Origin of the sequence: Novosphingobium sp. (genome assembly GCF_039595395.1) — a bacterium.
Lineage (GTDB): Bacteria > Pseudomonadota > Alphaproteobacteria > Sphingomonadales > Sphingomonadaceae > Novosphingobium.
Genome location: NZ_JBCNLP010000001.1, coordinates 3,873,998 through 3,897,035 on the forward strand (window position 1 = coordinate 3,873,998; position 23,038 = coordinate 3,897,035).

The window sequence follows — 23,038 nt, forward strand, 5'->3', positions numbered from 1 at the left end:
GGAAACGCATCCGGTGGCCCGAGTGTTGCAAGCTTGACCGCCCGCTGCGTGGTTGTTGCGCGGGGCCTCATTTGATCAGCGAAGCATCGAGAGCATTTACGCGATTCCAGCAGACAGGTGCCATCTTGGGGAGATGAACCCGATGTCCAGCCGCAGTCAGGGTACGAAAAACCGCCATCCATCCCGCAAGCAAAGATCCGGACGCAAGCGCGGCGCATCTGACGCCAAGGCGCCCGTGCTGGGCCAAAGTGGCAACGGTCATGCCGCCCCCACGCCTGCGCAATTCGGCGCCCGTGCGCCGCTGGCGGGCAAAGCCCTCGCGCCCGAAGTACCGCCCTTGTCACTGCGCGGACAGTTTCTCGCGCCGGAGATGCGGCAGGCCAAGATCTCGCGGGTCAAGGCCAGACCTGCCCCTGCCGCGCGGGTCGATAGCCCTCCGCCGCGACCGGGCCAACCTCCCAAAATCCTCAGCGCGGTCATCCGCCCGACATCGGCTTTGGGCACGGCTCTGTCTGTCAGCTTCAGCATGGGATGGAACGGCCCGCCGCTGCTGGAGGTCGCCAACGACGATATGGAGGACATCAGGGCCAGCCAGCCGCAACCCATCGATTATTCGGTGATCGTCACGGCTGAGCCCGCGGAAGCGGCAGTCGCCGACACGCAAGCCGAGCCTGCCGCCCCCTATCTCCATACCGAGGCCGGTGACACGATCTCCCCCGCCCTGCCGCTGCCCCGGCATGCCGAACCTCTGGCCGCGCCGAAACCGGTCACCACGCGCCCTGATACCAGAGATCCCAGCAAGCCCCTGCCGCGCCATCTGGCACCCGCGAAGCCCTCGGAGGGGCTGTGGGGCGCGATGGGGCAGTGGCTGCGCAGCGCCGGGCAACTGCTGGCCTCGGGCTTTATGGTCAAGAAGACACGGCCGCGCACGCCCTCCCCCGCGACCATGCGCGAGGCGACCGAGCTGACTCAATTGCGCGCGGAAAATCGCCGGCTGCGCATGCAACTGGGCGACATGATGCGGACACAGACCGCACCAGCCCACACGATGGATCAGCGCATGATGGATCAGGTGCCGGGCTAAACCCGCGTCAAAACCTCAGGCGCCGGTCAGATGGGCGACCAGCGCCTTGACCTTCTTCTGTCGCCACTGCGGCAGAGGCGCCACCAGCCAATAGGCCCGGCGCGACACTTCGGCCTCGCCCAGATCGGCGATACGGCCCAGATCGTGCCAGCCCTGCGCCAAAGTCTGGGGCACGCGCGCGCGCCCCATCCCCGCCGCCGCCGCCGCGATCGCCTGACCGGCATCGCCGACGTGGAGCAGCGGTTCCTCGCCAGCTTCACCGCTGGGATTGGGGTCACCCGGCCAGGCGATCCATTCGCCCGAACCGACCGCCACCACCTTGGCCTCGCCCAGCACCACGCCTTCCAGATCGCCCGGCCCCTCGGCCAAACGGACCGCCAGATCGAGATTGGCTTCGGTGAAATCGGTCGAATCGCCATCGACCAGCATCACCCGCACCTCGGGATTGGCGGCGCGGAAGGCGGCCAGACGCGGCGCCAGCCAGGCGGCGAAGAAATCGCGCGGCGCGGCAATCGTGTAGACATGCGCCGACTGACCCGCCTGCATCGCCTGCACCGCATCCTCGAACTGCAGGAAGCCCGCGCGCAGCGGCTCAAGACCCGCCTGCGCCTCGTCGGTCAGCTCCAGCCCCTTGGCGGTGCGACGGAACAGCACCACGCCCAGCAGATCCTCCAGCGCGCGAATCTGCTGGCCGACCGCCGCCGGGGTCACCGCCAATTCGTCCGCCGCGCGGGTGAAGGAGAGATGGCGCGCGGCCGCATCGAACACGCGCAGGGCATTGAGGGGCAGGTGAGTACGCTTCATGACCTGTGGTTGAACCGACAGGCCCCGCGCGTCAAGCAACTGTGGCTTTACCCCGCAGTAGCAGGCGCCGCGAGCGGGAAATGCGGGATCGCCACGCGCATTTCTTCCTCATCATGCTGATGGCGGAAGATGTAGTAACCCTCCATGCTGCCGTTCGGTGTGGCCAACGGACAGCCCGAGACGTAATCATGGCTCTGCCCCGGCGACAGCACGGGGGTTTCGCCCACCACGCCCTCACCATCGACAAAGCTGACCGAGCCGCGCCCATCGGTGATCCGCCAGTGGCGGGTCAGCAGTTGCAGCGTATACTCCGAGTCGTTCTCGATGCGGATGTGATAGACCCAGAACCACTTCCCAGCCTCAATACGCGACTGTTCCGGAAGGAAATTCACCGCGACTCGCACGGTGACCCCATCGGTGGTCGCTGCATGCTGGAAAAGCTCTTTCATGGCACCATTGTTAGCCCGATCTGATGCCGCAAACAACCAGCTTGGCACCAATCTTATCCCCATTGTCCCGTGGCTTGCGACGAAAAGGGGCACAGGCGGCATGGATCGACGCAAAAGAGTTATTGCGATTCATTCTTAATAGCTTTAGCTTGATATCCCTGATGAGGCCTTTCGCCAGTGGAGCCAAGCACCCATGGACATCAACGAACCCAACAGCATGACCCACATGCTGCCCCACCCCGCCCCCAGCGACCAGACCACCCGCATGCTGCTGATCGCCGCCCGGCGCATGGCCGTCCACGGGCTCTACGATGCCTCGGCCGCGATGCTGATGGTGCAGGCCTTCGGCATCCACTTCCGCAAGCCTCTGGTGCTGTTGCGCGCCTTTCTGATGGAAACATCCGCCGCCGCATCGGGCGATATCCGCATCGCCCCCTGCTGTCTGCCGCGCATGACACTGCAGGAGGGATCGATGATGGCCGCCATCGCGCATGCCGCCGCGCGCCCGGATGTGGCGGCGAGCCATCTGACGCATCTGACCGGGCAGGATGTGCCGGGGGCGCTGGTGACGACGGCGCAGGCTTTGTCCGTGTCGCTTTCGGAGTGTGGAAGGCCGGTGGTGCTGGATTAAGAACGGGAAGAAAGATGCGAGGGGGTTACCCCCTCGCGCTCCCATTCCGTCTTCCGACGCATGGGCAGTGGCACCGCATCGTTGCGCATCGCCTCTCCACCTGCGCAACGAAAAGGCGCCGCAGGCAGTTAAGCCACGACGCCTTTTCCATCGTTTAAAGCCTGCGGCGCTGCGACCTTGCTCTTTGGCCGAACCCTATGCGCCACGCAGACAGTCATGGGAGCGCGAGGGTGTAACACCCTCGCATTCACCTTTTCCTTCTTACAACCCAACCGAATCCAGAGCCTGATCCAGATCCTCGATCAGATCCTGCACATCTTCCAGCCCGACGCTGATCCGCAGCAGCCCCTCGCTCACGCCCATCGCCGCGCGGATCTCGGGCGAGATGCTGGAGTGGGTGGTCGAGGCGGGATGAGTCATCAAAGTCTTGGCGTCACCGATGTTGTTCGAGATATCGATCAGCTTCAGCGCGTTCAGCACACCCATGGCCTGCTCGCGTCCGCCGTCGATCTCGAAGGAGAACACCGATCCAGCCAGCTTCATCTGCTGCTTGACCAGATCGTGCTGCGGATGGCTGGGCAGGCCGGGGTGGAGCAGACGGGGCACGCGCTTCTCCAGCGCCTTGGCCACGGTCAGCGCCGATTGCGCCTGAGCATTAGCGCGAAGATCCAGCGTTTCCAGCCCCTTCAGCACCACCCAGGCGTTGAAGGGCGACAGGATCGGTCCGGTGTTGCGCTGATAGGGCAGCAGATATTTGTTGATCCACTCATGGCTGGCGCAAACGGCACCGGCCAGCACGCGGCCCTGCCCGTCCATCAGCTTGGTCGCGGAATAGGCGACCACATCGGCGCCGAAATCCATCGGGCGCTGCAGCGCGCTGGAGGCAAAGGCATTGTCCACCGCCACCTCGATACCATGCTCATGCGCCAGATCGCTGACGGCGCGGATATCGATGATATCCATCGTCGGGTTGGCGGGGGTCTCGAAGAAGAACAGCCGCGTATTGGGACGGATCGCGTCCTTCCACGCGTCGAGGTCGCGGCCATCGACCAGCGTGGTCTCGATGCCGAAGCGGGGCAGCAGATTCTGGGTGATCCACAAGGTGGGGCCAAAGGCGGCGCGGCCCATCACGAGGTGATCACCCGCCGACAGGCGCGAGAGCAGCACGCTGCTCATGGCGGACATGCCGCTGGCCTGCACGCGGCAGGTTTCGCTGCCCTCCATCAGGGCAATGCGCTCTTCCAGCATCATCACCGTGGGGTTCTGGGTGCGGGCATAGGTCATGCCCGGTTCCTGCCCGGCAAAGCGCGCGGCGGGGGTCTCGGCATCCTCGTAGCAATAGCCCGAGTTGACGAAGAGCGCCTCGCTGGTTTCGCCCATCTCGCTGCGCCAGGTGCCGCCACGCACGGCGCGGGTGGCCTGACGCCAGGTGGAGGTCTGCGAGCGGTCCTGTCCAGTCTTGTGCTTCATGGCCCGCGCTTTAAGCCCGCGCGCCTGCCTCTGCAAGGGCGGCCGGGAATAGTGTAAAAGATCATAAGGGTACGTTCAGCCGGTGTGTCAGGGCGATGGACCGGATGGACAGCACGCGGCGTCAACCATATGCCTAGGGAATATGACGCGACTGCCGATCCCTGCCCCGGTCATCACGCGCGACCCTTTGTGGTGGCAAGTGGGCCTCGCCGGGCTGTTTGCCGTGTTGGTGTTCTGGCATCTGGGCACCCCTTCGAAGATCTATTTCGACGAGGTGCATTATGTGGCCGCGGCAAGGGCCATGCTGGAAGGCACTCTGGCCAACCCCGAGCATCCGCTTTTCGCCAAGACGCTGATGGCCTGGTCGATCGCCCGCTTTGGCGACACGCCTTTTGCCTGGCGCCTGCCCAGTGCCTGTATGGGCGTTTTGGGGCTCTTCGCTTTCGGGCGGATGATGTGGTGGGCCAGCGGCCAGCGCTTTGCCGCCATTGCGGGCATGATCCTGCTGGGCAGCGATTTCGCATGGCTGATCCAGAGCCGCATCGCCATGCTTGATATGGTGATGGCGGGCATGGCGATGCTCTCGTTGTGGATGCTGGCGGCGGCCACCGCTCTGCCCCGCGCCGTGCCGCCCATCGCGCGGCGCTGGCGGCTGGGGGTGGCGGGGATGGCGCTGGGCCTGTCGCTGGGCGCGAAATGGAGCGTGCTGCCGCTGGCCGCGCTGATCATCGGGCTGCTGATCGCCACACGGCTGCTGGCCAGCGTGCGCAACTGGACCGGGGGCACGATGGTCGCCCCCACCCCCGGCGTGCCGACGCGCGAGCTGGTGGGCTGGCTGGTTGTGCTGCCGCTGCTGACCTACATCATGACCTGGGTGCCGGGGATGCTGCTGGACAAGGGCGCGGTGCCGGTCTTCGGGCTGATCGACTGGCACATCGCGATGGCGCATCTGCAGTCGGGCATCGTCAAGCATCACCCCTATCAGTCGGTGTGGTGGCAATGGGTGATCGACCAGCGGGCGATCTGGTATCTTTACGAAAAGGTCGATGGCGCCCAGCGCGGCATTATGCTGATCGGCAATCCCTTCACCATGCTGGCCGGGCTGCCCGCGCTGGTGTGGTGCGCCTATGCGGGCATGGCCCGGCGCGATGCGGCGGGGCGGACGGCGCCCTTGCTGGCGGTGGCGGGCTATGGGGCGACGCTGGGGCTATGGCTGGTGGCCGACAAGCCGGTACAGTTCTATTACCACTATCTGCTGCCGGGCACCTTTCTGGTGGCGGCGCTGGCGCTGATGCTGGACGGGCTGTGGCGGTCGGGGCGTGACGGGCGCCTGGCCGCGATCGGGGCGCTGGTGCTGGCGGTGGGCACCTGCCTGTGGTTCTGGCCGATCCTGACCGCGCAGCCGCTGAAGGATGCAATGAGCTTCCAGCACTGGATGTGGCTGGATAGCTGGCGCTGAAAGCAGCGCTGCACCGGCCCCGCGAGAGCCTCCCCTCAACGCAGGACCGGCACAGGCCCCCACAAACCCGCCCGTCGAACCACCTCAGCGGTCCGGATCGCGGGTTTGATCGCGTGATGGCACATCGCGCGGCATGCTTTCCGCCATGCGCGCCGGGGGGGTATTCGGGCGCATATCCTCATCGCGCGTCGCGCGCTCGGCACGCATCATGCGGGCCTCATAGGCGCGGAAACGGGCGCGGTCCTCACGGTCCGGGTAGAGCACCCAGGGGCGCGTCTGCGCCACCTGCGAGTCACGCTCGACCGGGGCAACGGGGCGCCTGTCCTGGCCTTTCATTCCGGCCGTGGCGGCGCCACCGGCCAAACTTGCAAGGACGGCAAGCGCCATGATGCTTCGTGAGCGATGCATCGGCATACCTCCCTGGTCAGGAGTCTCCTCTGTCAGGCGAGTCATTCACCTGTCAGGGCGTGTATGCCGGAATGTGCTTGAACGCAGGGTGATGGGCGCTGTTAGGCCACGTTCAGCTTGAACGGGGCCCAAAGAGGCAACAGATCAGTTGCCGTACTTACCCCAGACGAACTTCGAGCTGAGCGCGAAGTTCCACACCGACGCCAGCACGATGCCCACCAGCACGGCGATCACATCGTTGATATGCATGCGCTTGAGCGCCTCGGCGCTGCCGATGTTGGTCAGAATGCCGAAGGAGCAGGCCAGGGCGAACTTCGCCCAGCCACGCAGCAGCGGCAAGACGCCGCGCAAGCGCTTGTCGGCATAGGTCAGCTCGTTGTTCAGCACGAAGTTGAACGTCATCGCCGTCAGCGCGGCAATGGTGTTGGCGATGGTAAAGCGGATCTCGCCGCCCGACCAATGCCCGTAAACAAACCTTTCCCCCAACACCACGCGCAGGACGAACCACAGCATGGCAAACTGCACCGGCACGCCCAGCGCGCCAACCGTGCCGAACAGCGCGAAGCGGGTGGGGATGATGTGGCCCAGCCACTTGTCATAAAGGCCGACAAGGAATTCGAACACGACGGTGCGATCCAGTTTGCTTTCGCCCTCTGCGCGAGCCGCGAAGTTGAGAGGAAATTCCTTGACGCGCAAGGGTGTGTCGACAGTGGCAAGGATGTCGAGCAGGATCTTGAAGCCCACGCCCGAAAGATTGTCAGCGTCGGCGCGCAGCGTTTCAGCGCGCAGCATGAAATAGCCGCTCATCGGGTCGCTCAGATCCACGCCGGTCACCTTGCGGGCGATGGCATTGGCAACGCCCGAGGCTTTCACGCGGTCCGGACGGCCCCATTCCTCGGTGCTGGCGCCCTCGGCAAAGCGGCTGGCATAGGCGACGTCATAGTCGCCGCTTTCGATGGCGGCCAGCATCTGGGGCAGCAGCTTGGGATCGTGCTGATGGTCGGCATCCATCACCGCCACCACCGGCGCTGCGGTGGAGCACATGCCCTCGATCGCGGCGCTGGCCAGACCGCGCCGCCCGATGCGCTGGATCACGCGGATGCGCGGATCTTCCTGATTGATGGCGCGCGCCTCGTCGGCGGTGCCGTCGGGGCTGTTGTCATCGACGAAGATCGCTTCCCAGCCGATATCGCCCAGCGCCTCATCGAGGCGCGCGACCAGCTTGCGCAGGTTCTTTCGCTCGTTCAGCGTGGGCAGAACGACGGCGAGGCGCAGACGCCCCGCACCGTGAGGGACGCCATCAAGGGTGGCCTGAGGCGAGGAAGGATCGGTTTCGGTCATAATATAGGGATTGGCCTGTGCCTGATCGAGGGGTGGGACGTCAACTGCCCTGATCGAAACGTCCCACTCTCGGCCAATTTGTCCCCGTCTGGTTGAGGCCCGCAGTCTTTAAAGGCGGGCCAGAACCGCGTCACCGATCTCCGAGGTCGAAGCTGTGCCGCCCAGATCGCCACCGCGAATGCCATCGGCCAGCGTTTTGGCCACCGCAGCCTCGACCCGGTCGGCTGCGTCAGCCAGACCCAGCGAGTGGCGCAGCAGCATGGCCAGCGACAGGATCGTCGCCATCGGATTGGCCTTGTTCTGGCCGGCGATGTCGGGCGCGCTGCCGTGGATCGGCTCATACATGCCCAGCGTGCCATACTGAGTCTGGCGCTCGCCCAGCGAGGCCGAGGCCAGCAAGCCGATCGAACCCACGCACATGCTGGCCTGATCCGACAGGATATCGCCGAACAGATTGCCGGTGACCACCACGTCGAACTGGCCGGGGCTCTTCACCAACTGCATCGCGGCATTGTCGACATACATATGGGTCAGCTCGACATCGGGGTATTCGGCCGAAACCTCGATCACCACGTCGCGCCACAGCTGGCTGGTTTCCAGCACATTGGCCTTGTCCACGCTGCACAGCTTCTTCTTGCGGCCCTGTGCCGCGCGGAAGGCGGTGTGAGCGATGCGGCGCACTTCATCCTCGGCATAGGACATCATGTCCCAGCCCTGACGGCGGCCATCCTCAAGCTTGCGGGTGCCCTTGTCGCCGAAATAGACGTCGCCATTCAGCTCGCGCACGATCAGCAGGTCGATCTCGCGCGCCACTTCGGGGCGGAGCGCCGAAAAGCCCTCCATGCCCGCGAACAGCGTGGCCGGACGCAGATTGGCGAACAAAGTCAGTTCCTTGCGCAGGCCCAGAATGGCCTGCTCGGGACGCAGCGCGCGCTCCAGATGATCGCAGGAAAAATCGCCCACCGCGCCGAAGAGAATGCCGTCCGCGCGGCGCGCGATCTCCAGCGTGGTCTCGGGCAGCGGATGGCCCTGATTGCGATAGGCCACACCGCCCACATCGCCGAACTCAAGCTCGATGCCCGGCAGCGCCAGCGCCTCAAGCACGCGCAGCGCCTCGTGAGTGACCTCGGGACCGATGCCGTCACCGGCGAAAACCGCAATCTTCATAGCGGGACCATCCTTTTCACGTATCAATCTTGCTCAACCGCTCACGCAGTCTTTCGCGCGCCCCCATAACATCGTGGCGATGATCGGCAAGCACATAGCGCGCCAGCGCCTCGCCGATCCGGTCGAAACCGTCGATCACCGCGCTCCATGCCGCGCCGCCCGCCAGCAGCCGCTGCCCGTCGATGCCGGCGCCGAACCGCGCCCCATAGCCCATCTCGCGCAGCACCAGCGCCTCATAGGCGATCAGCCCCGGCGCCCACCCCCGCGCCGATGGGGCTGAGCAAATGGCATCGAGCAAAGCATCCAGCGCGTCATAGAGCGCCGGATAGGGCTGTCGTTCGGGCAAGGCGCTGGCGGTCAGCACGCAGACCCAGCCGATGGCGGCGGCAGGTAGAGGCTCGGCCAGAAACGGGGCGCGGCTGTGGGTCAGTTCGATCCTCGCGCCCGGCATCTGGCCTTCGATGCGGGCTCGCAGCTCGCAATCGAGCCCGTTGCCGGGGATCAGCACCGGGCGCAGCGCCCTGCCCCGACCGCCCGAGACATAAGCCGCGGTCAGGCCGTGTCTCGGCGTCATCAGTCTTGCGATCACGCCGATCTCGCCATGCGGGCGGGCGGAGCAGAGAATGGCGGGAGTGCGGATTTGCATGGTTTCAGGCTTAGGGGAGGAAAAGATAAGAAGCGAGGGGGTTACCCCCTCGCGCTCCCATGACGTCTTCCGACGCAAGGCCAGTGGCGCCGCGATGATACGCCCCGGCTCTCCACCTGCACCACCTGAGGCGCCGCAGGCATATGATTCCCTGCCTGCGGCGCGGCAAACTGGGCGCAACTCCGAACCCGATGCGCAACGTAGACATTAACGGGAGCGCGAGGGCGATGGCCCTCGCATTATTTCTTTTCTTCCTACCCTTTTCCCCTTTCCCCGCCTATCGCCCCCACCAATGACCACCGCCTCTCCTTTCCGGACCGAACTGCGCGAAACGCTGAAACTGGCCCTGCCCTTGGCGGCGGCCAATGTTTTGCAGATGGCGGTGTATGCCATCGACGTGATCTTCGTCGCCCGTCTGGGGCAGAGCCAGCTTGCCACCTCATCCCTGGCCGTCAGCCTGTTCGGCCTGCTGGCATGGAGCTTTTCCGGCCTGACGGGCGCCGTCGCCCCGATCATGGCCGCCGAGCTGGGCCGCAAGCGCCATGCTGTGCGCGAGATCCGCCGCTCGGTGCGGATGGCGCTGTGGCTGGCGGTGGCTTGCGGCTTGATCGGCATGGGCATCTGCTCGGCCAGCACCGCCTTCTTCCGCCTGACGGGGCAAAGCCCGCATCTGGCGACGCAGGCCGGGGCCTTCATGCATATCCTGCAATGGGCGATGATCCCTCTGATTGCGGCCAATGTGCTGCGGACCTTTGTCTCCACGCTGGGGCGCCCGGTGTTTGCCACGGCGATCACGGGGCTGGCCATCGGGGTCAATGCGGCGGGCAATTACGCGCTGGTCTTTGGCCATTGGGGCGCTCCGGCGCTGGGGCTGAGCGGCTCGGGCATCGCCAGTGTGATCACCGCCTGCGCCACGCTGCTGGCCTATGCGCTGGTGATCCTGAGCGACCGCCGCCTGCGCCGCTATCGCATTCTGGGCCATTGGTGGCGCAGCGAGACCACGCGCCTGCTGGAGATCCTCAAGCTGGGCCTGCCGATCTTCTCGACCGTGCTGGCCGAGGCCGGTCTGTTCGGCGGCGCAGCCTTCCTGATGGGTCGCATCGGTGAGCTGGAGCTGGCCGCCCATGCCGTGGCGCTGCAGGTGGCGGCTTTCACCTTCCAGCTTCCGATGGGGCTGGGTCAGGCCGCAACGATCCGCGTGGGCTATCACTATGGCGCGCGCGATGTGGCGGCGATGGGCCGCGCGGGCTGGGCCGCCATCGCGGTCGGGCTGGGCATTGCCTGCATCAGTTCGGGCGCGATGCTGGGTATGCCTGTCACCATTCTGTCAGCCTATGTCGATACCAAAGACATAGCCAATGCCGCCATGGTGGCGCTGGCGGTGCGGTACCTGTCGGTGGCGGCGGCGTTTCAGCTTGTCGATGCCGCGCAGGCGGTGGCTCAGGGCGCCTTGCGCGGTTTGCAGGACACGCGCTGGCCGATGACGATCGCGCTGCTGGGCTATTGGCTGCCGGGCTTCGGTGCGGCGGTGGTATTGGGCTTTTTCACGCCTTTGCGCGGCATGGGTGTGTGGATCGGCCTTGCCATCGGGCTGGCGGTGGTGGCCACGCTGCTGCTGATCCGCTGGAGTCGCCGCGAGACGTTGCGGTTGACCGCCGAGCGCTGAAGCATTTGGCCCTGCCTTTGTTTCGGGCCGCCTAAAAATTGCAGTGCCCGCCCTTGACGGCCTCCAAGCCGGGACCCATATCCCGCGCATTGGCACTCTCCATGCGGGAGTGCCAAACTGAGTTCATTCACTTGAGAGAGGTATCTCATGTCCTTCCGTCCCCTGCACGACCGTGTGCTGGTCCGTCGCGTTGAAGCCGAAGAGAAGACCGCCGGCGGCATCATCATCCCCGACAGCGCCAAGGAAAAGCCCGCCGAGGGTATCGTGGTTTCGGTCGGTTCGGGCGCTCGCGCCGAAAACGGCACGATCACCCCGCTGGACGTCAAGGCTGGCGACCGCGTGCTGTTCGGCAAGTGGTCGGGCACCGAGATCAAGGTCGCGGGCGAAGACCTGCTGATCATGAAGGAAAGCGACATTCTGGGCGTGATCGGCTGATTTCAGCCTCCCCGGAATTTCCCCTTATTTCTGATTTTCAAAGGAATTCATAATGGCTGCCAAGGACGTCAAGTTCGGCCGCGACGCGCGCGAACGTATCCTCAAGGGCGTTGACACCCTTGCCGACGCTGTGAAGGTGACCCTGGGCCCCAAGGGCCGCAATGTCGTCATCGAAAAGAGCTTCGGCGCCCCCCGCATCACCAAGGACGGCGTGAGCGTCGCCAAGGAAATCGAACTGAAGGACAAGTTCGAGAACCTGGGCGCCCAGATGCTGCGCGAAGTCGCTTCGAAGTCGAACGACAAGGCCGGTGACGGCACCACCACCGCCACCGTGCTGGCTCAGGCCATCGTGCGCGAAGGCCTGAAGTCGGTCGCCGCCGGCATCAACCCCATGGACCTGAAGCGCGGCATCGATCTGGCCGCCAACGCCGTGGTCAAGGATCTGGCTGCCCGCTCGAAGCCCGTTTCGGGTTCGGCTCAGGTTGCCCAGGTCGGCATCATCTCGGCCAATGGCGACCAGGAAGTCGGCGAGAAGATCGCCGAAGCCATGGAGAAGGTCGGCAAGGAAGGCGTCATCACCGTTGAAGAGGCCAAGGGTCTCGAATTCGAGCTGGACGTCGTCGAGGGCATGCAGTTCGACCGCGGCTACCTGTCGCCCTACTTCGTGACCAACCCCGACAAGATGACTGTCGAGCTGGAAAACCCCTACATCCTGATCCACGAGAAGAAGCTCTCCTCGCTGCAGTCGCTGCTGCCGATCCTGGAAGCCGTGGTTCAGTCGGGTCGCCCCCTGCTGATCATCGCCGAGGACATCGAGGGTGAGGCTCTGGCCACGCTGGTCGTCAACAAGCTGCGTGGCGGCCTGAAGATCGCCGCCGTCAAGGCTCCCGGCTTCGGCGACCGCCGCAAGGCCATGCTGGGCGACATCGCCACGCTGACCGCTGGCGAGATGATCTCGGAAGACCTGGGCATCAAGCTCGAGACCGTGACCCTGACCATGCTGGGCCAGGCCAAGAAGGTCACGATCGACAAGGACAACACCACCATCGTCGATGGCAACGGTGCTGCCGAGGACATCAAGGGCCGCGTCGAGCAGATCAAGGCGCAGATCGAAGTCACCACTTCGGACTACGACCGCGAGAAGCTGCAGGAGCGTCTGGCCAAGCTGGCTGGTGGCGTCGCTGTCATCAAGGTCGGCGGTTCGACCGAGGTCGAGGTCAAGGAGCGCAAGGATCGCGTTGACGATGCCCTGCACGCCACCCGCGCTGCTGTCGAAGAGGGTATCGTCCCCGGCGGCGGTACGGCTCTGCTGTACGCCACCAAGGTTCTCGAGAACCTGAAGGGCGCCAACGAAGACCAGACCCGCGGCGTGGACATCGTCCGCAAGGCGATCTCGGCCCCGATCAAGCAGATCGCCGAGAACGCTGGCGTCGACGGCGTGCTGGTTGCCGGCAAGCTGCTGGACCAGGCCGACGAGACGCTGGGCTTCAACGCCGCGACCGACGTCTACGAAGACCTGCTGGCCGCCGGCGTGATCGACCCGACCAAGGTTGTGCGCACCGCGCTGCAGAACGCCGCCTCGGTGGCCGGCCTGCTGATCACGACCGAAGCCGGTATCGTCGAGAAGCCCGATGACAAGCCCGCCATGCCCGCAATGCCGGGCGGCGGCATGGGTGGCATGGACTTCTAAGTCCAGGTCAGCCTGTCTGAAAAGCGAGACCCGAGGAGAGCAATCTCCTCGGGTTTTGTTTTGTTTGAAGAAAAGGGGAAATGCGAGGGGGTTACCCCCTCGCGCTCCCGGGTGTTGTCAGCATGGGCACCTCGGTTCGACCTTGCGCAACGTCGCAGCGCCGCAGGCAATGAGACTTGGCAAAAAATGCTGTGCTATGAAACATTGCTGCCTGCGGCGCATTAACCTGCGCAGGTGGATAGACCGGGCACTCCGATCGGGTGCCACTGCCTCGGCGTCGGTAGACGTTCCGGGAGCGCGAGGGTGTAACACCCTCGCATTTTCCCTTAACTTCTTTTGGTTCCCCCCTCCACCGCAAAGCCCGCGCGCCTTATCGCGTGACTCTATATCAACCCCGTCACTTGGGTTAACCGTATTGCAGGGTCATCGGTGGCATAAGCAGAATCATGCACAGTCTTCGTTTTCGTCTGATGAGTGCGGCACTGCTCGCCGGAGCGCTTATTGCGCCGCCTGCCGCTGCCGACGATCTTGAAAAAGCTTTCGACCGGGTTTTCCAGATCAAGCCCGCGCCGGCTGGTGGTTTGCCGCCCGGCACGGTGCTGCCCGGCGGCGTTCTGCCCGCCAATCCGGCGCCCGGCGCGGTCGTGCCTTATGGCAATGGCTTCGAGGCGCGGCTGGCCGGTGTGGCCAATGCCACCCATGGCCGCATCGGCGTTGCCGCGGTCGATCTGTCCAACGGCAAGGGCATTTCGGTGATGGGCGACCAGCCCTTCCCGATGGCCAGCACGGTCAAGGTCGCCATCGTCGCGACCTTCCTCGACGGCGTGGATCAGGGCAAGTTCCGCCTGACCGACCGTTTCCCCATCATGATGCCGATGCCCTCGCGCCCCGGTTCGGGCCCCGCGCCTCAGCGTGAGGGGCCGATCTATTCGGCGACGCAGTTGATCGACATGACGATCATCCATTCGAACAATCACGCCACCGATGCGCTGCTGGCGGCCATCGGCGGGCCCCGCGCGGTCGATCACTGGCTGCGCAAGGCGGGCGTGAGCGGCATGCGGATCGACCGCGATATCGCCACGCTGGTGCGCGATGACGGGATGGTCAACCCGGCCACCACCATCGACCTGCGCGACAGCACCACGCCTCAGGCCATGGCGACCCTGCTCGCCGGGCTCTATCAGGGCCAGTGGCTGAGCGCGGGCAGCCGCGCTGTGCTGCTCTCGGCCATGAGCCGCTGCGCCACGGGCACGCATCGCATTCGCGGGCTGCTGCCCAATGACGCCATCGTCGGCCACAAGACGGGCACGCTGAACAACACCTCCAGCGATGTGGGCATCATCCGCACCGCTGACGGGCGCAACATCGCCATCGCGATCTATGTGACGGGTCAGGGCAGCAAGCCGGGCCGTGATTCGCGCATCGCCTCGATCGCGCGCACGGTTTACGAAGGCTATCAGCCGCAACTGACCGCGATGCGGGACAGCGGGGCGACCATCGCCCGTTAAGGCGCTCGCCAAAAGCGGGGTTCAGCCCTTCAGGGCCGGATCAGGATGGGGGTGCCGTCTGGCACCATGGCCCAGATCTCTTCGATCTCACCATCGGTGACGGCGATGCAGCCGCGCGTCCAATCGATGCGGCTCTGCCATGGGCCCAGCCAGCCCAGCCCCCGGCGCAATCCATGAATCATCACATCGCCGCCAGGATCGATCCCGACGGCGGCGGCAGCGCGGGCCTGCTCTTGCGTTGGGTAACCAATATGCAGCGAGAGATGGAAAGCGCTGTGAGGGTTACGCCCGGCGATGCGATAGGCGCCCTCGGGCACGCGATTGTCACCTTGGCGTGATTTGTTGCCCATGCCGCCCCGGCCAAGCGCGACCTGATAGGTCTTCACGACCACGCCATGGCGCAACAGCCGCATGCGGTGGGCGCGCTTGTCCACCACGATCTGATCGACCGAGGGCATGACGGGGGGCGGATGAACCGAGCGCAGGAAGCACCATGCACTCAGGCTCGTGACCAGCAGCAGCGGCAACAGGGCGATCAGGCCGATCCGGCGTGCCATGCTGATCTTCCCCGGGCTCTAGACAAAGAAAAGGCGCGCGGATTTCTCCACGCGCCCAATCTCTTCTAATCTTTCGCGCAGAGGCGCGGAAAAGATTAGTTGCTCGAGGCAGCCGAGGTGGCGTCCACCGAAGCAGCCGAGTCAGCCGACACGGCGGTGTCGACGACGGTGTCAACCGATTCAGCCGAGGTGGCGGGAGCTTCGGTCTTGCCGCAAGCCGACAGGGTCAGAGCGGCGCCAGCGACGGCAGCGGCGAGAATGATCTTGCGCATGATGTATTCCTTGAACAGCGAGTGGACCACGCGCGACACCCTCCACTGGGGGTGGAGCGCCGTGCGGAAAGCCTACCGCAGGAGTAGACTTCGCCAGCCAGATAATCACCTTGAGCGAGCGATGCAAGCGCTAGTCGCGTCAAGAGATGACAACTCGTCGCGCTGCAGCATGATAATTTAACCACAGACAAGGTTATTCACCCGCCCCGAAGGCGGCTTTCCGTACCCTTCAACAGGGGGTATGACGGGCGCGATATGAACCTTCCAGAAACAGCATCCGCCCCCCTGCCCCTGATGGACAGTGCCGCCGCAAACGCCCCGGAAAACTGCGCTGCAGACGGGCATCGCCGCTGTCATCTCTATCTGGTCGACGGGTCGGCCTACATCTTCCGCGCCTATCATCGGCTGCCCCCGCTCACCAATCCGGTGGGCACGCCGGTGGGGGCGGTTTATGGCTATACCACCATGCTGTGGAAATTGGCCGAAGACCTGCACAAAGCCGATGGACCCACGCATTTGGCGGTGATTCTGGACAAGGGCAGCAAGTCGTTCCGCAACGACATCTACCCCGAATACAAGGCGAACCGCCCGCCGCCGCCCGAGGATCTGATCCCCCAGTTCCCCCTGATTCGCGAGGCGACGCGCGCCTTCTCGCTGCCCTGCATCGAGGAGGCCGGGCTGGAGGCTGACGATCTCATCGCCTCCTATGCGCGTGCCGCCGTGGCACAGGGCTGGGACGTGACGATCGTGTCCTCCGACAAGGATCTGATGCAGCTTGTGGGCGACCATGAGAGCGGCGCGCGGATCGACATGCTCGACACGATGAAGAACCTGCGGATCTTCCTCCCCGAGGTCGCGGAAAAATTCGGCGTAACGCCCGACAGGGTCGGTGACGTGTTGGCGCTGATGGGCGATTCGGTGGATAACGTGCCCGGCATTCGTGGTATCGGTCCCAAAACGGCGACGAAATTGATCGTCGAGCATGGTGATCTCGAATCAGCACTGGCCGCCGCACCGACGATGAAGGCCAGCAAATTGCGCGACAGCCTGATCGAGCAGGCCGATATGGCACGCCTGTCGCGCGTGCTGGTGGCGCTGAAAGAGGATGCGGCGCTGCCGATGCCGCTCGAGGATTTCAAGCTCGGCCAGATCCCGACCGAGCCTTTGGCCGCATTTTTGGGCGAGCATGGCTTTTCCAGCTTGCTGAAACGCCTCGATGGCGGACGTGGCAGCCCGGAACGTTCGACGCAGCTCCATCCCGCCAAGGCGACGAATGCTTCGGCGGCACCTGCGCCCTCTGCCGGGCCTCAGGCGCCTGCCGTCCTGCCCGCCATCAATGTGGAGGGCTATGATTGCGTCACCACATTGGAGGCTTTGGACGCGTGGATCGCGAAAGCCTTCGCCGCCCGCGTGGTGGCGTTCGACACCGAAACCAGCGCGCTGGATGCGATTGGTGCCGATCTGGTTGGTGTCAGCCTGTCGATCGGTGCCGGTCAGGCTTGCTACATCCCGCTGGGCCATGGCGGCACCGACATGTTCGCCGAAAAGCCCGAGCAGATCGACCGTGACACCGCCCTGGCACGCCTCAAGCCGCTGCTGGAAAGCGATGCGGTGCTGAAAGTGGGCCAGAACGCCAAGTATGACCTCAACGTGCTGGCGCGCTTCGGCATCACCGTGGCACCGCTCGACGACACGATGGTCATCAGCTTCGATATGGACGCCGGGCGCAGCGAAGACGGCATCGGCGGCGGCCATGGCATGGACGAGCTGGCGCGCCGCCATCTCGATCACACCTGCATCTCCTTCAAGGAGGTCTGCGGCACCGGCAAGAAGGCGATCAGCTTTGCCGAAGTGCCGCTGGCCCGCGCCACGCAATATGCCGCCGAAGACGCCGAGGTGACCTGGCGCCTGCATCGCGTGCTCAAGCCCCGCCTCTCGCATGAAAGCGCCACGCGCATCTATGAACGTGTCGACCGTCCGCTGATCCCGGTGGTCGCGGGTATGGAGCGGCGCGGCATCCGCGTCGACCGCGAGAAGCTGGCAGGCCTCTCCTCGCAATTTGCCGAGGCCATCGGCGCGCTTGAGGGCGAGGTGCATGAACTGGCCGGCCAGCCCTTCACCATCGGTAGCCCCAAGCAGCTGGGCGAGATCCTCTTCGACAAGATGGGGCTGAAGGGCGGCAAGAAGGGCAAGACCGGGCAATATTCCACCGACCTCTCCGTTCTGGAAAAGCTGGAGGTCGAAGGCGTGCCCATCGCGCGCAAGGTGCTGGAATGGCGCCAGCTTTCCAAGCTGCGCTCGACCTACACCGAGGCGCTGCAGGCCGCGATCAGCCCGGTGACGGGCCGCGTCCACACCTCCTATTCGCTGGTGGGCGCGCAGACCGGGCGCCTCTCCTCCACCGAACCCAACCTGCAGAACATCCCCATCCGCACCGAGATCGGGCGGCAGATCCGCGACTGTTTCGTCGCCGATCCGGGCCATGTGATTCTCTCGGCGGATTATAGCCAGATCGAACTGCGTCTGGCCGCGCATATGGCCGATGTGCCCGAGCTGAAGGCGGCCTTCGCGGCCGGAGCGGACATTCACGCCGCCACCGCGCAAGAGCTGTTCGGCCACGTCGACCGCGAGACGCGCGGGCGCGCCAAGACGATCAACTTCGCCATCCTCTATGGCATCAGCCGCTGGGGCCTCGCGCCACGTCTGGGCGTCACGCCCGAGGAGGCGCAGGCCATGATCGACACCTATTTCCAGCGCTTCCCCGGCATCCAGCGCTACATTCACGACACGCTCTCCAGCGTGCGCGAGAAGGGCTATTCGGAAACGCTGTTCGGCCGCAAATGCTGGTTCCCGCGCATCGGTTCGAAGAATCAGGCCGAGCGCCAGGGCAGCGAGCGCGCCGCGATCAACGCCCCGATTCAGGGCACCTGCGCCGACATCATCAAGCGCGCCATGGCCCAGATGGAACCGGCGCTGGCCGAGGCGGGCCTGCCGGGCGTGAAGATGCTGCTGCAGGTCCATGACGAACTGGTCTTCGAAGTGCCCGAAGGGGATGTCGAAGCGGCCAGCGCGGTGATCCGCCGCGTGATGGAGCAGGCCGCCCTGCCCTCGGTCACCATCGGCGTGCCGCTGGGGGTGGAAATCGGCAAGGGAGCAAGCTGGGGCGCCGCGCACTGATGATGCTTCATCCGCGCTTCAGGCGAGGCACGGCAGGGGCGCCATCATGACGCCCCATATCGCGCTCCAGACCCTGAAGCCGATCGCTCTGGCCTCCAGCGCGCTCGACCCCGATCAACTGCCCAGCTCCAACGAGCTGATGCACTGGTCGGGGCGCCTCACCCATGCCACCGTGGCGGCGGGTAGCGCCATTCTGGTGGCGCTGGCGCTGCATGGCGTGATCTTCGCGCTGCTGCGGCGGCTCGGACGGCGCAACCAGCACCATACCGAGGCCGAGGTCGCCAGCGGCTTCAACCAGTCGGTGCGCTGGTCCTTTGTGGCGGTGGGCCTGTCGATCGCGGCTGACGCCGATCGCATGGTCAGCCATGTCTGGCTGGCGCTGGCGGGCTTTGTGGTGCCCGCGCTGACCGGCTGGGTGATCTATGCCGGGGTCAAGACCGGCGCCGAGCTGCTGAGCGAGCGCATCCTCGCCCATGATGACGAGCTGACCGCGCGCAGCCGCACCACGCGGATCACGCTGCTGTCGCGCTCGGCGGGCTTTGTGATCATTTTCGTCACCATCGCGATGATCCTGCTGGGCTTTCCCGCCGTGCGCCATGTCGGCGCCACGCTGATCGCCTCGGCGGGCCTGATCGGTATCGCCATGGGTGCCGCGGCCCAGCCCGCGCTCAAATCGCTGGTGGCGGGCATCCAGATCGCGCTGACCCAGCCTATGCGCATCGGCGACTATGTGGTGGTGGATGGCGAAAACGGCCGGGTCGAGGACATTCGCCTCAGCTATGTCGTGGTGCGCACCGGCGACGAGCGGCGGCTGATCATCCCCACGGCAAAGTTTCTCGACACCAGCTTCCAGAACTGGACGCGGGTGGGCGGCATCACCGGATCGGTGGTTCTGCCGATCCGCCCCGGCTTTCCCGTCGAGCCGATGCGCGCGGCCTATCTGGCGATGCTGGACCAGCATCCCGAATGGGACCGGCGCACCGGGCAGTTGCAGATTGCCGAAGCCAAGGTCGGCTTTGTCGAGATCAAGCTGGTGGTGAGCGCCGCCGATCCCGTTGCGTTGGGCAATCTGCGGCTGGCCATGCGTGAGGGCATGCTGGAGTGGCTGCGGCTGCATCAGCCCGACTCGCTTTGCATGACCACGTGATTCCGGTTCGCACGGCTGCGTCGGAAGGCGTGATCGCGGATGTCTGCCCAACGCTGGTGCAGGGCAACGAGCCATATTGGCTTTCCACAAGCATCATCAGTGCTTTGCAGGGTGGTTTGGGACGCGCCTCACCGGGCAGCGCATGGTAACGCAACCAGAAAAAAGGCCCGGCTGAAACAGCCAGGCCATGAAAGTTTTGGGAGAGGATGCCTGAAAGGCAATTCCTATATGCCCCTTGCCCCTGTTTTGTGCAAGTGCGAAAAACGGAACCATCGATGCGATTTTGAGATCGGGATCGGAATTCTGCGCATTTATGCGGTGAAATGAAGCACACCGCCAGGGTGAGCGATACAATTTCCCTCACCATCACCCATCATGCTGCATTGCAATAAGCCCTATGTACAAGATGATAGCGTGACCGCTTTCACAGGGCGGCGGCTTCACCGGAAACAACCGGTCGTTGGCGTCCGGCTCTGACAGGGTCGGAATGACACGGGGGCGCCTCCCGCCATCGAGCCTTTTGATATCCCGCCTGTTATGCGGACAAAAAAAGGCCCAGCTGAAACCAGCCGGGCCATGGAAGTTTTGGGAGAGGATGCCTGAAAGGCCCGTTCTCTATGACCCTCAGCACTGATTCACGCAATTGCAAATTTCTCACGAACCATTGAGATTGGTTGAATTTTTTAGAAATTAGACCATAATATTGATTTTTAATGTCATTTTGTGAGATTTATTTTCCCTGTAACGCTAAAAAAATCGGCGTTTGGATTTTTATCACTCACCTTAAAACCTATAAGGATCATTCAAAATCAGAATCACTTTCCAGTTAACGACAATCCCGCGCAGACCGGAAAATATATCCAATATGGCAAATTTCCAATAATTGGCATTCCACATAGGATCAATTTGCCAACAACAAGGTCGGCCCTGCACTGTCTTCAAGGAAATAGCGCGTCACCCCGCCGAGCAGAAACTCGCGCAAACGGCTGTGGCCATAGGCCCCCATCACCAGCAGATCAGCCTGAAGCTCCGCCAGCGCCGCATCCAGCGTGATCGCCACCGTGCCGCCACGGTCGATCTCGGCGATCTCGGCCTTCACCCCGTGGCGGGCCAGATATTTCACCGCATCGCAAATCGGGAAGCCGCCGCTCTTTTCGGCCACGGTCAGCACATGCACCCGCTCGGCCTGCACCAGCAATGGCACCGCCAGCCGCAGCGCGGAGGCCGCCTCATCGCCGCCATCCCAGGCGACACATACCACCGAGGGCGGCAACAGCACACCTGTCCCATCACGCGGCAGCACCAGCACCGGGGTCGCCCCGCGCAGCACCACATCGCTCACGAAAGGCTGCCCGCGCGACAACACCACCACATCGTTCAGCCGCGCCGCCTCGGCGATGGCATCGGTGGGCTCATCCTCGGCGCGCAGGATGTCATAGGGCACATCCTCATGCAGCAACCGCTTGTTCAGCGTCTCGGCAAAGGCGTTGTCGCTGTCGACCGCCTCGCGCACGATGTCGGCGGCCAGATAGCCGCTGCCCATGGCGTCGGTCATCAGATAACGCGCCACGGGCGTGTCGATCAGCACGGTGAGATGGCCGCTGTTGGCGCGGGCCAGCGAGAGGGCCGCCTGAAGCCGTTTTTCACTGACGGGGCTGCGGTCGGCAAGGACAAGGATCGAGCGCATCTTGCTTCTCCGGCGGGGCGATCAGGATATGTCGCCCTCTGCTGGTAAAATGCCTCAAAGCCGATGCGGTGCCATGATTCAGGTCAAAGGCCCCCAGATTCGAAGAGGGCTCCAGATACGAAAAGGGCGCGCCCTTGCAGGCGCGCCCTTCTCAAACGTCAGGAAAGGTGGATCAGGCCACCGCTTCCGCCGAAACGCCGACAGCGTCCTTCAGCGCGCCGGCCAGATCGGTGCGCTCCCAGGGGAAGAAATCGCCCTCGGCCTGGCGACCGAAGTGGCCATAGGCCGCGCTCGGCTGATAGATCGGCTTGTTGAGGCCCAGACCGGTGCGGATGCCGCGCGGCGTTAGGCCGCCCAGCGAAGCCTCGGCCACCTTGGCGATGGCGGCTTCCAGAGCCGCATCATCCACCGTGCCGGTGCCATGGCTGTCGACATAGAGCGAGAGCGGGCGCGACACGCCGATGGCATAGGCGAGCTGGATCGTCACGCGCTTGGCAAGGCCGGCGGCAACGACATTCTTGGCCAGATAACGCGCGACATAGGCCGCCGAGCGGTCAACCTTCGTCGGGTCCTTGCCCGAGAAAGCGCCGCCGCCATGCGGAGCCGCGCCGCCGTAGGTGTCCACGATGATCTTGCGGCCGGTGACGCCCGCATCGCCATCGGGGCCGCCGATCTCGAAGCTGCCGGTGGGGTTGATGTGCCAGACGGTGGCGTCGGTCACAAAGCCCTCGGGCAGCAGGCCGGTGACGGTCTTCTTGACATAGGCCTGCAGCTCGGCGCCCTTCGCACCCTCGTCATAGCCCGGCGCGTGCTGGGTGGAGACGACGATGGCGGTGGCGGCAACGGGCTTGCCGTCGACGAAGCGCAGCGTGACCTGGCTCTTGGCGTCAGGCTCCAGGAAGGGAGCGGCGCCCGAGTGGCGGTCGGCGGCCAGCGCCTCGAGAATCTTGTGGCTGTAGTACAGCGTGGCGGGCATCAGATCGGGGGTCTCGTCACAGGCGAAACCGAACATGATGCCCTGGTCGCCCGCGCCCTCATCCTTGTTGGCGCCCGCGTCCACGCCCTGGGCGATATGCGCCGACTGGCCATGCAGGCGGTTGATGAATTCGAAGGTCTCCCAGTGGAAACCGTCCTGCTGATAGCCGATGCGCTTGACCGTCTCGCGCACGGTCTTCTCGATCTCTTCCTGAGCGCCAGCGGCCCAGGCGCCATTCTCATAGACGCCCTTGCAGCGGATTTCGCCCGCCAGCACCACAAGCTGGGTGGTGGTCAGCGTTTCGCAGGCGATGCGCGCCTCGGGGTCTTTCGAGAGGAACAGGTCGACGATGGCATCGCTGATCTGGTCGGCAACCTTGTCGGGATGCCCTTCGGAGACGCTTTCGGAGGTGAAGAGGTAATCGCTGCGCATAACCGTCCTACGATATAAAGGAAGCTTTATGT

Annotated in this window: 20 protein-coding genes; 9 read left to right on the forward strand and 11 right to left on the reverse strand. The window is 64.5% G+C overall.

Annotation, left to right across the window (positions count from 1 at the left end):
* Positions 1–235 precede the first annotated feature (235 nt).
* Positions 236–1,084, forward strand: coding sequence for a hypothetical protein (locus ABDW49_RS17640; protein WP_343613512.1), 849 nt, complete (start codon positions 236–238; stop codon positions 1,082–1,084).
* 15 nt (positions 1,085–1,099) lie between these two features.
* Here the strand turns inward: ABDW49_RS17640 and ABDW49_RS17645 are convergent, their stop codons facing one another.
* Positions 1,100–1,888, reverse strand: a complete 789-nt coding sequence (locus ABDW49_RS17645) for a LysR family transcriptional regulator (protein WP_343613514.1) — start codon at positions 1,886–1,888, stop codon at positions 1,100–1,102.
* A 47-nt stretch (positions 1,889–1,935) separates the two neighbouring features.
* A complete protein-coding gene (gene apaG / locus ABDW49_RS17650; RefSeq protein WP_343613516.1) occupies positions 1,936–2,337 on the reverse strand; it encodes a Co2+/Mg2+ efflux protein ApaG in 402 nt (133 codons plus the stop codon).
* 193 nt (positions 2,338–2,530) lie between these two features.
* Between apaG and ABDW49_RS17655 the strand changes: the two genes are divergently transcribed.
* Positions 2,531–2,968 (forward strand): DUF6628 family protein, encoded by a 438-nt coding sequence (locus tag ABDW49_RS17655; protein ID WP_343613518.1) that lies wholly within the window; start codon positions 2,531–2,533, stop codon positions 2,966–2,968.
* Between the two features lie 261 nt (positions 2,969–3,229).
* On the opposite strand, the gene ABDW49_RS17660 is transcribed toward ABDW49_RS17655, so the two are convergent.
* A complete protein-coding gene (locus ABDW49_RS17660; protein WP_343613519.1) occupies positions 3,230–4,438 on the reverse strand; it encodes an aminotransferase class V-fold PLP-dependent enzyme in 1,209 nt (402 codons plus the stop codon).
* 142 nt (positions 4,439–4,580) lie between these two features.
* Between ABDW49_RS17660 and ABDW49_RS17665 the strand changes: the two genes are divergently transcribed.
* On the forward strand, positions 4,581–5,897 hold the full coding sequence (locus tag ABDW49_RS17665; RefSeq protein ID WP_343613520.1) for a hypothetical protein: 1,317 nt from the start codon (positions 4,581–4,583) through the stop codon (positions 5,895–5,897).
* Positions 5,898–5,981: 84 nt separating this feature from the next.
* On the opposite strand, the gene ABDW49_RS17670 is transcribed toward ABDW49_RS17665, so the two are convergent.
* The 4 genes from ABDW49_RS17670 to ABDW49_RS17685 form a co-directional block, all read right to left on the reverse strand.
* On the reverse strand, positions 5,982–6,305 hold the full coding sequence (locus ABDW49_RS17670; protein WP_343613522.1) for a hypothetical protein: 324 nt from the start codon (positions 6,303–6,305) through the stop codon (positions 5,982–5,984).
* A gap of 144 nt (positions 6,306–6,449) precedes the next feature.
* The gene (locus ABDW49_RS17675) at positions 6,450–7,646 is read right to left on the reverse strand and encodes a glycosyltransferase family 2 protein (protein WP_343613524.1); all 1,197 of its coding nucleotides are present in this window, start codon (positions 7,644–7,646) and stop codon (positions 6,450–6,452) included.
* Positions 7,647–7,754: 108 nt separating this feature from the next.
* On the reverse strand, positions 7,755–8,813 hold the full coding sequence (gene leuB / locus ABDW49_RS17680) for a 3-isopropylmalate dehydrogenase (protein ID WP_343613526.1): 1,059 nt from the start codon (positions 8,811–8,813) through the stop codon (positions 7,755–7,757).
* Positions 8,814–8,829: 16 nt separating this feature from the next.
* Complete coding sequence (locus ABDW49_RS17685; RefSeq protein ID WP_343613528.1) at positions 8,830–9,459, reverse strand: DNA repair protein RecO C-terminal domain-containing protein; 630 nt, start codon at positions 9,457–9,459, stop codon at positions 8,830–8,832.
* 292 nt (positions 9,460–9,751) lie between these two features.
* On the opposite strand from ABDW49_RS17685, the gene ABDW49_RS17690 reads away from it, so the two are divergent.
* The 4 genes from ABDW49_RS17690 to ABDW49_RS17705 all read left to right on the forward strand — a co-directional run bounded on the left by ABDW49_RS17690 (position 9,752) and on the right by ABDW49_RS17705 (position 14,758).
* Complete coding sequence (locus tag ABDW49_RS17690) at positions 9,752–11,125, forward strand: MATE family efflux transporter (protein WP_343613530.1); 1,374 nt, start codon at positions 9,752–9,754, stop codon at positions 11,123–11,125.
* A 147-nt stretch (positions 11,126–11,272) separates the two neighbouring features.
* The gene (gene groES, locus ABDW49_RS17695; protein ID WP_343613531.1) at positions 11,273–11,560 is read left to right on the forward strand and encodes a co-chaperone GroES; all 288 of its coding nucleotides are present in this window, start codon (positions 11,273–11,275) and stop codon (positions 11,558–11,560) included.
* Between the two features lie 52 nt (positions 11,561–11,612).
* Complete coding sequence (groL, locus tag ABDW49_RS17700) at positions 11,613–13,250, forward strand: chaperonin GroEL (protein ID WP_343613533.1); 1,638 nt, start codon at positions 11,613–11,615, stop codon at positions 13,248–13,250.
* A gap of 446 nt (positions 13,251–13,696) precedes the next feature.
* Positions 13,697–14,758 (forward strand): serine hydrolase, encoded by a 1,062-nt coding sequence (locus tag ABDW49_RS17705; protein WP_343613535.1) that lies wholly within the window; start codon positions 13,697–13,699, stop codon positions 14,756–14,758.
* Between the two features lie 29 nt (positions 14,759–14,787).
* On the opposite strand, the gene ABDW49_RS17710 is transcribed toward ABDW49_RS17705, so the two are convergent.
* Both ABDW49_RS17710 and ABDW49_RS17715 read right to left on the reverse strand, forming a co-directional pair.
* Positions 14,788–15,315 (reverse strand): L,D-transpeptidase family protein, encoded by a 528-nt coding sequence (locus ABDW49_RS17710; RefSeq protein ID WP_343613536.1) that lies wholly within the window; start codon positions 15,313–15,315, stop codon positions 14,788–14,790.
* Positions 15,316–15,410: 95 nt separating this feature from the next.
* Positions 15,411–15,587: a hypothetical protein gene (locus tag ABDW49_RS17715; protein WP_157099171.1), complete on the reverse strand. Its 177-nt coding sequence runs from the start codon at positions 15,585–15,587 to the stop codon at positions 15,411–15,413.
* A 294-nt stretch (positions 15,588–15,881) separates the two neighbouring features.
* Between ABDW49_RS17715 and polA the strand changes: the two genes are divergently transcribed.
* Positions 15,882–18,764, forward strand: a complete 2,883-nt coding sequence (gene polA / locus ABDW49_RS17720) for a DNA polymerase I (RefSeq protein WP_343614361.1) — start codon at positions 15,882–15,884, stop codon at positions 18,762–18,764.
* Positions 18,765–18,810: 46 nt separating this feature from the next.
* A complete protein-coding gene (locus tag ABDW49_RS17725) occupies positions 18,811–19,911 on the forward strand; it encodes a mechanosensitive ion channel domain-containing protein (protein ID WP_343613538.1) in 1,101 nt (366 codons plus the stop codon).
* Positions 19,912–20,812: 901 nt separating this feature from the next.
* On the opposite strand, the gene ABDW49_RS17730 is transcribed toward ABDW49_RS17725, so the two are convergent.
* A complete protein-coding gene (locus ABDW49_RS17730) occupies positions 20,813–21,598 on the reverse strand; it encodes a universal stress protein (protein WP_343613540.1) in 786 nt (261 codons plus the stop codon).
* A gap of 172 nt (positions 21,599–21,770) precedes the next feature.
* Entirely contained in the window at positions 21,771–23,006 is a 1,236-nt protein-coding gene (gene metK, locus ABDW49_RS17735) for a methionine adenosyltransferase (protein WP_343613542.1), read from the reverse strand.
* Between the last annotated feature and the right edge of the window lie 32 nt (positions 23,007–23,038).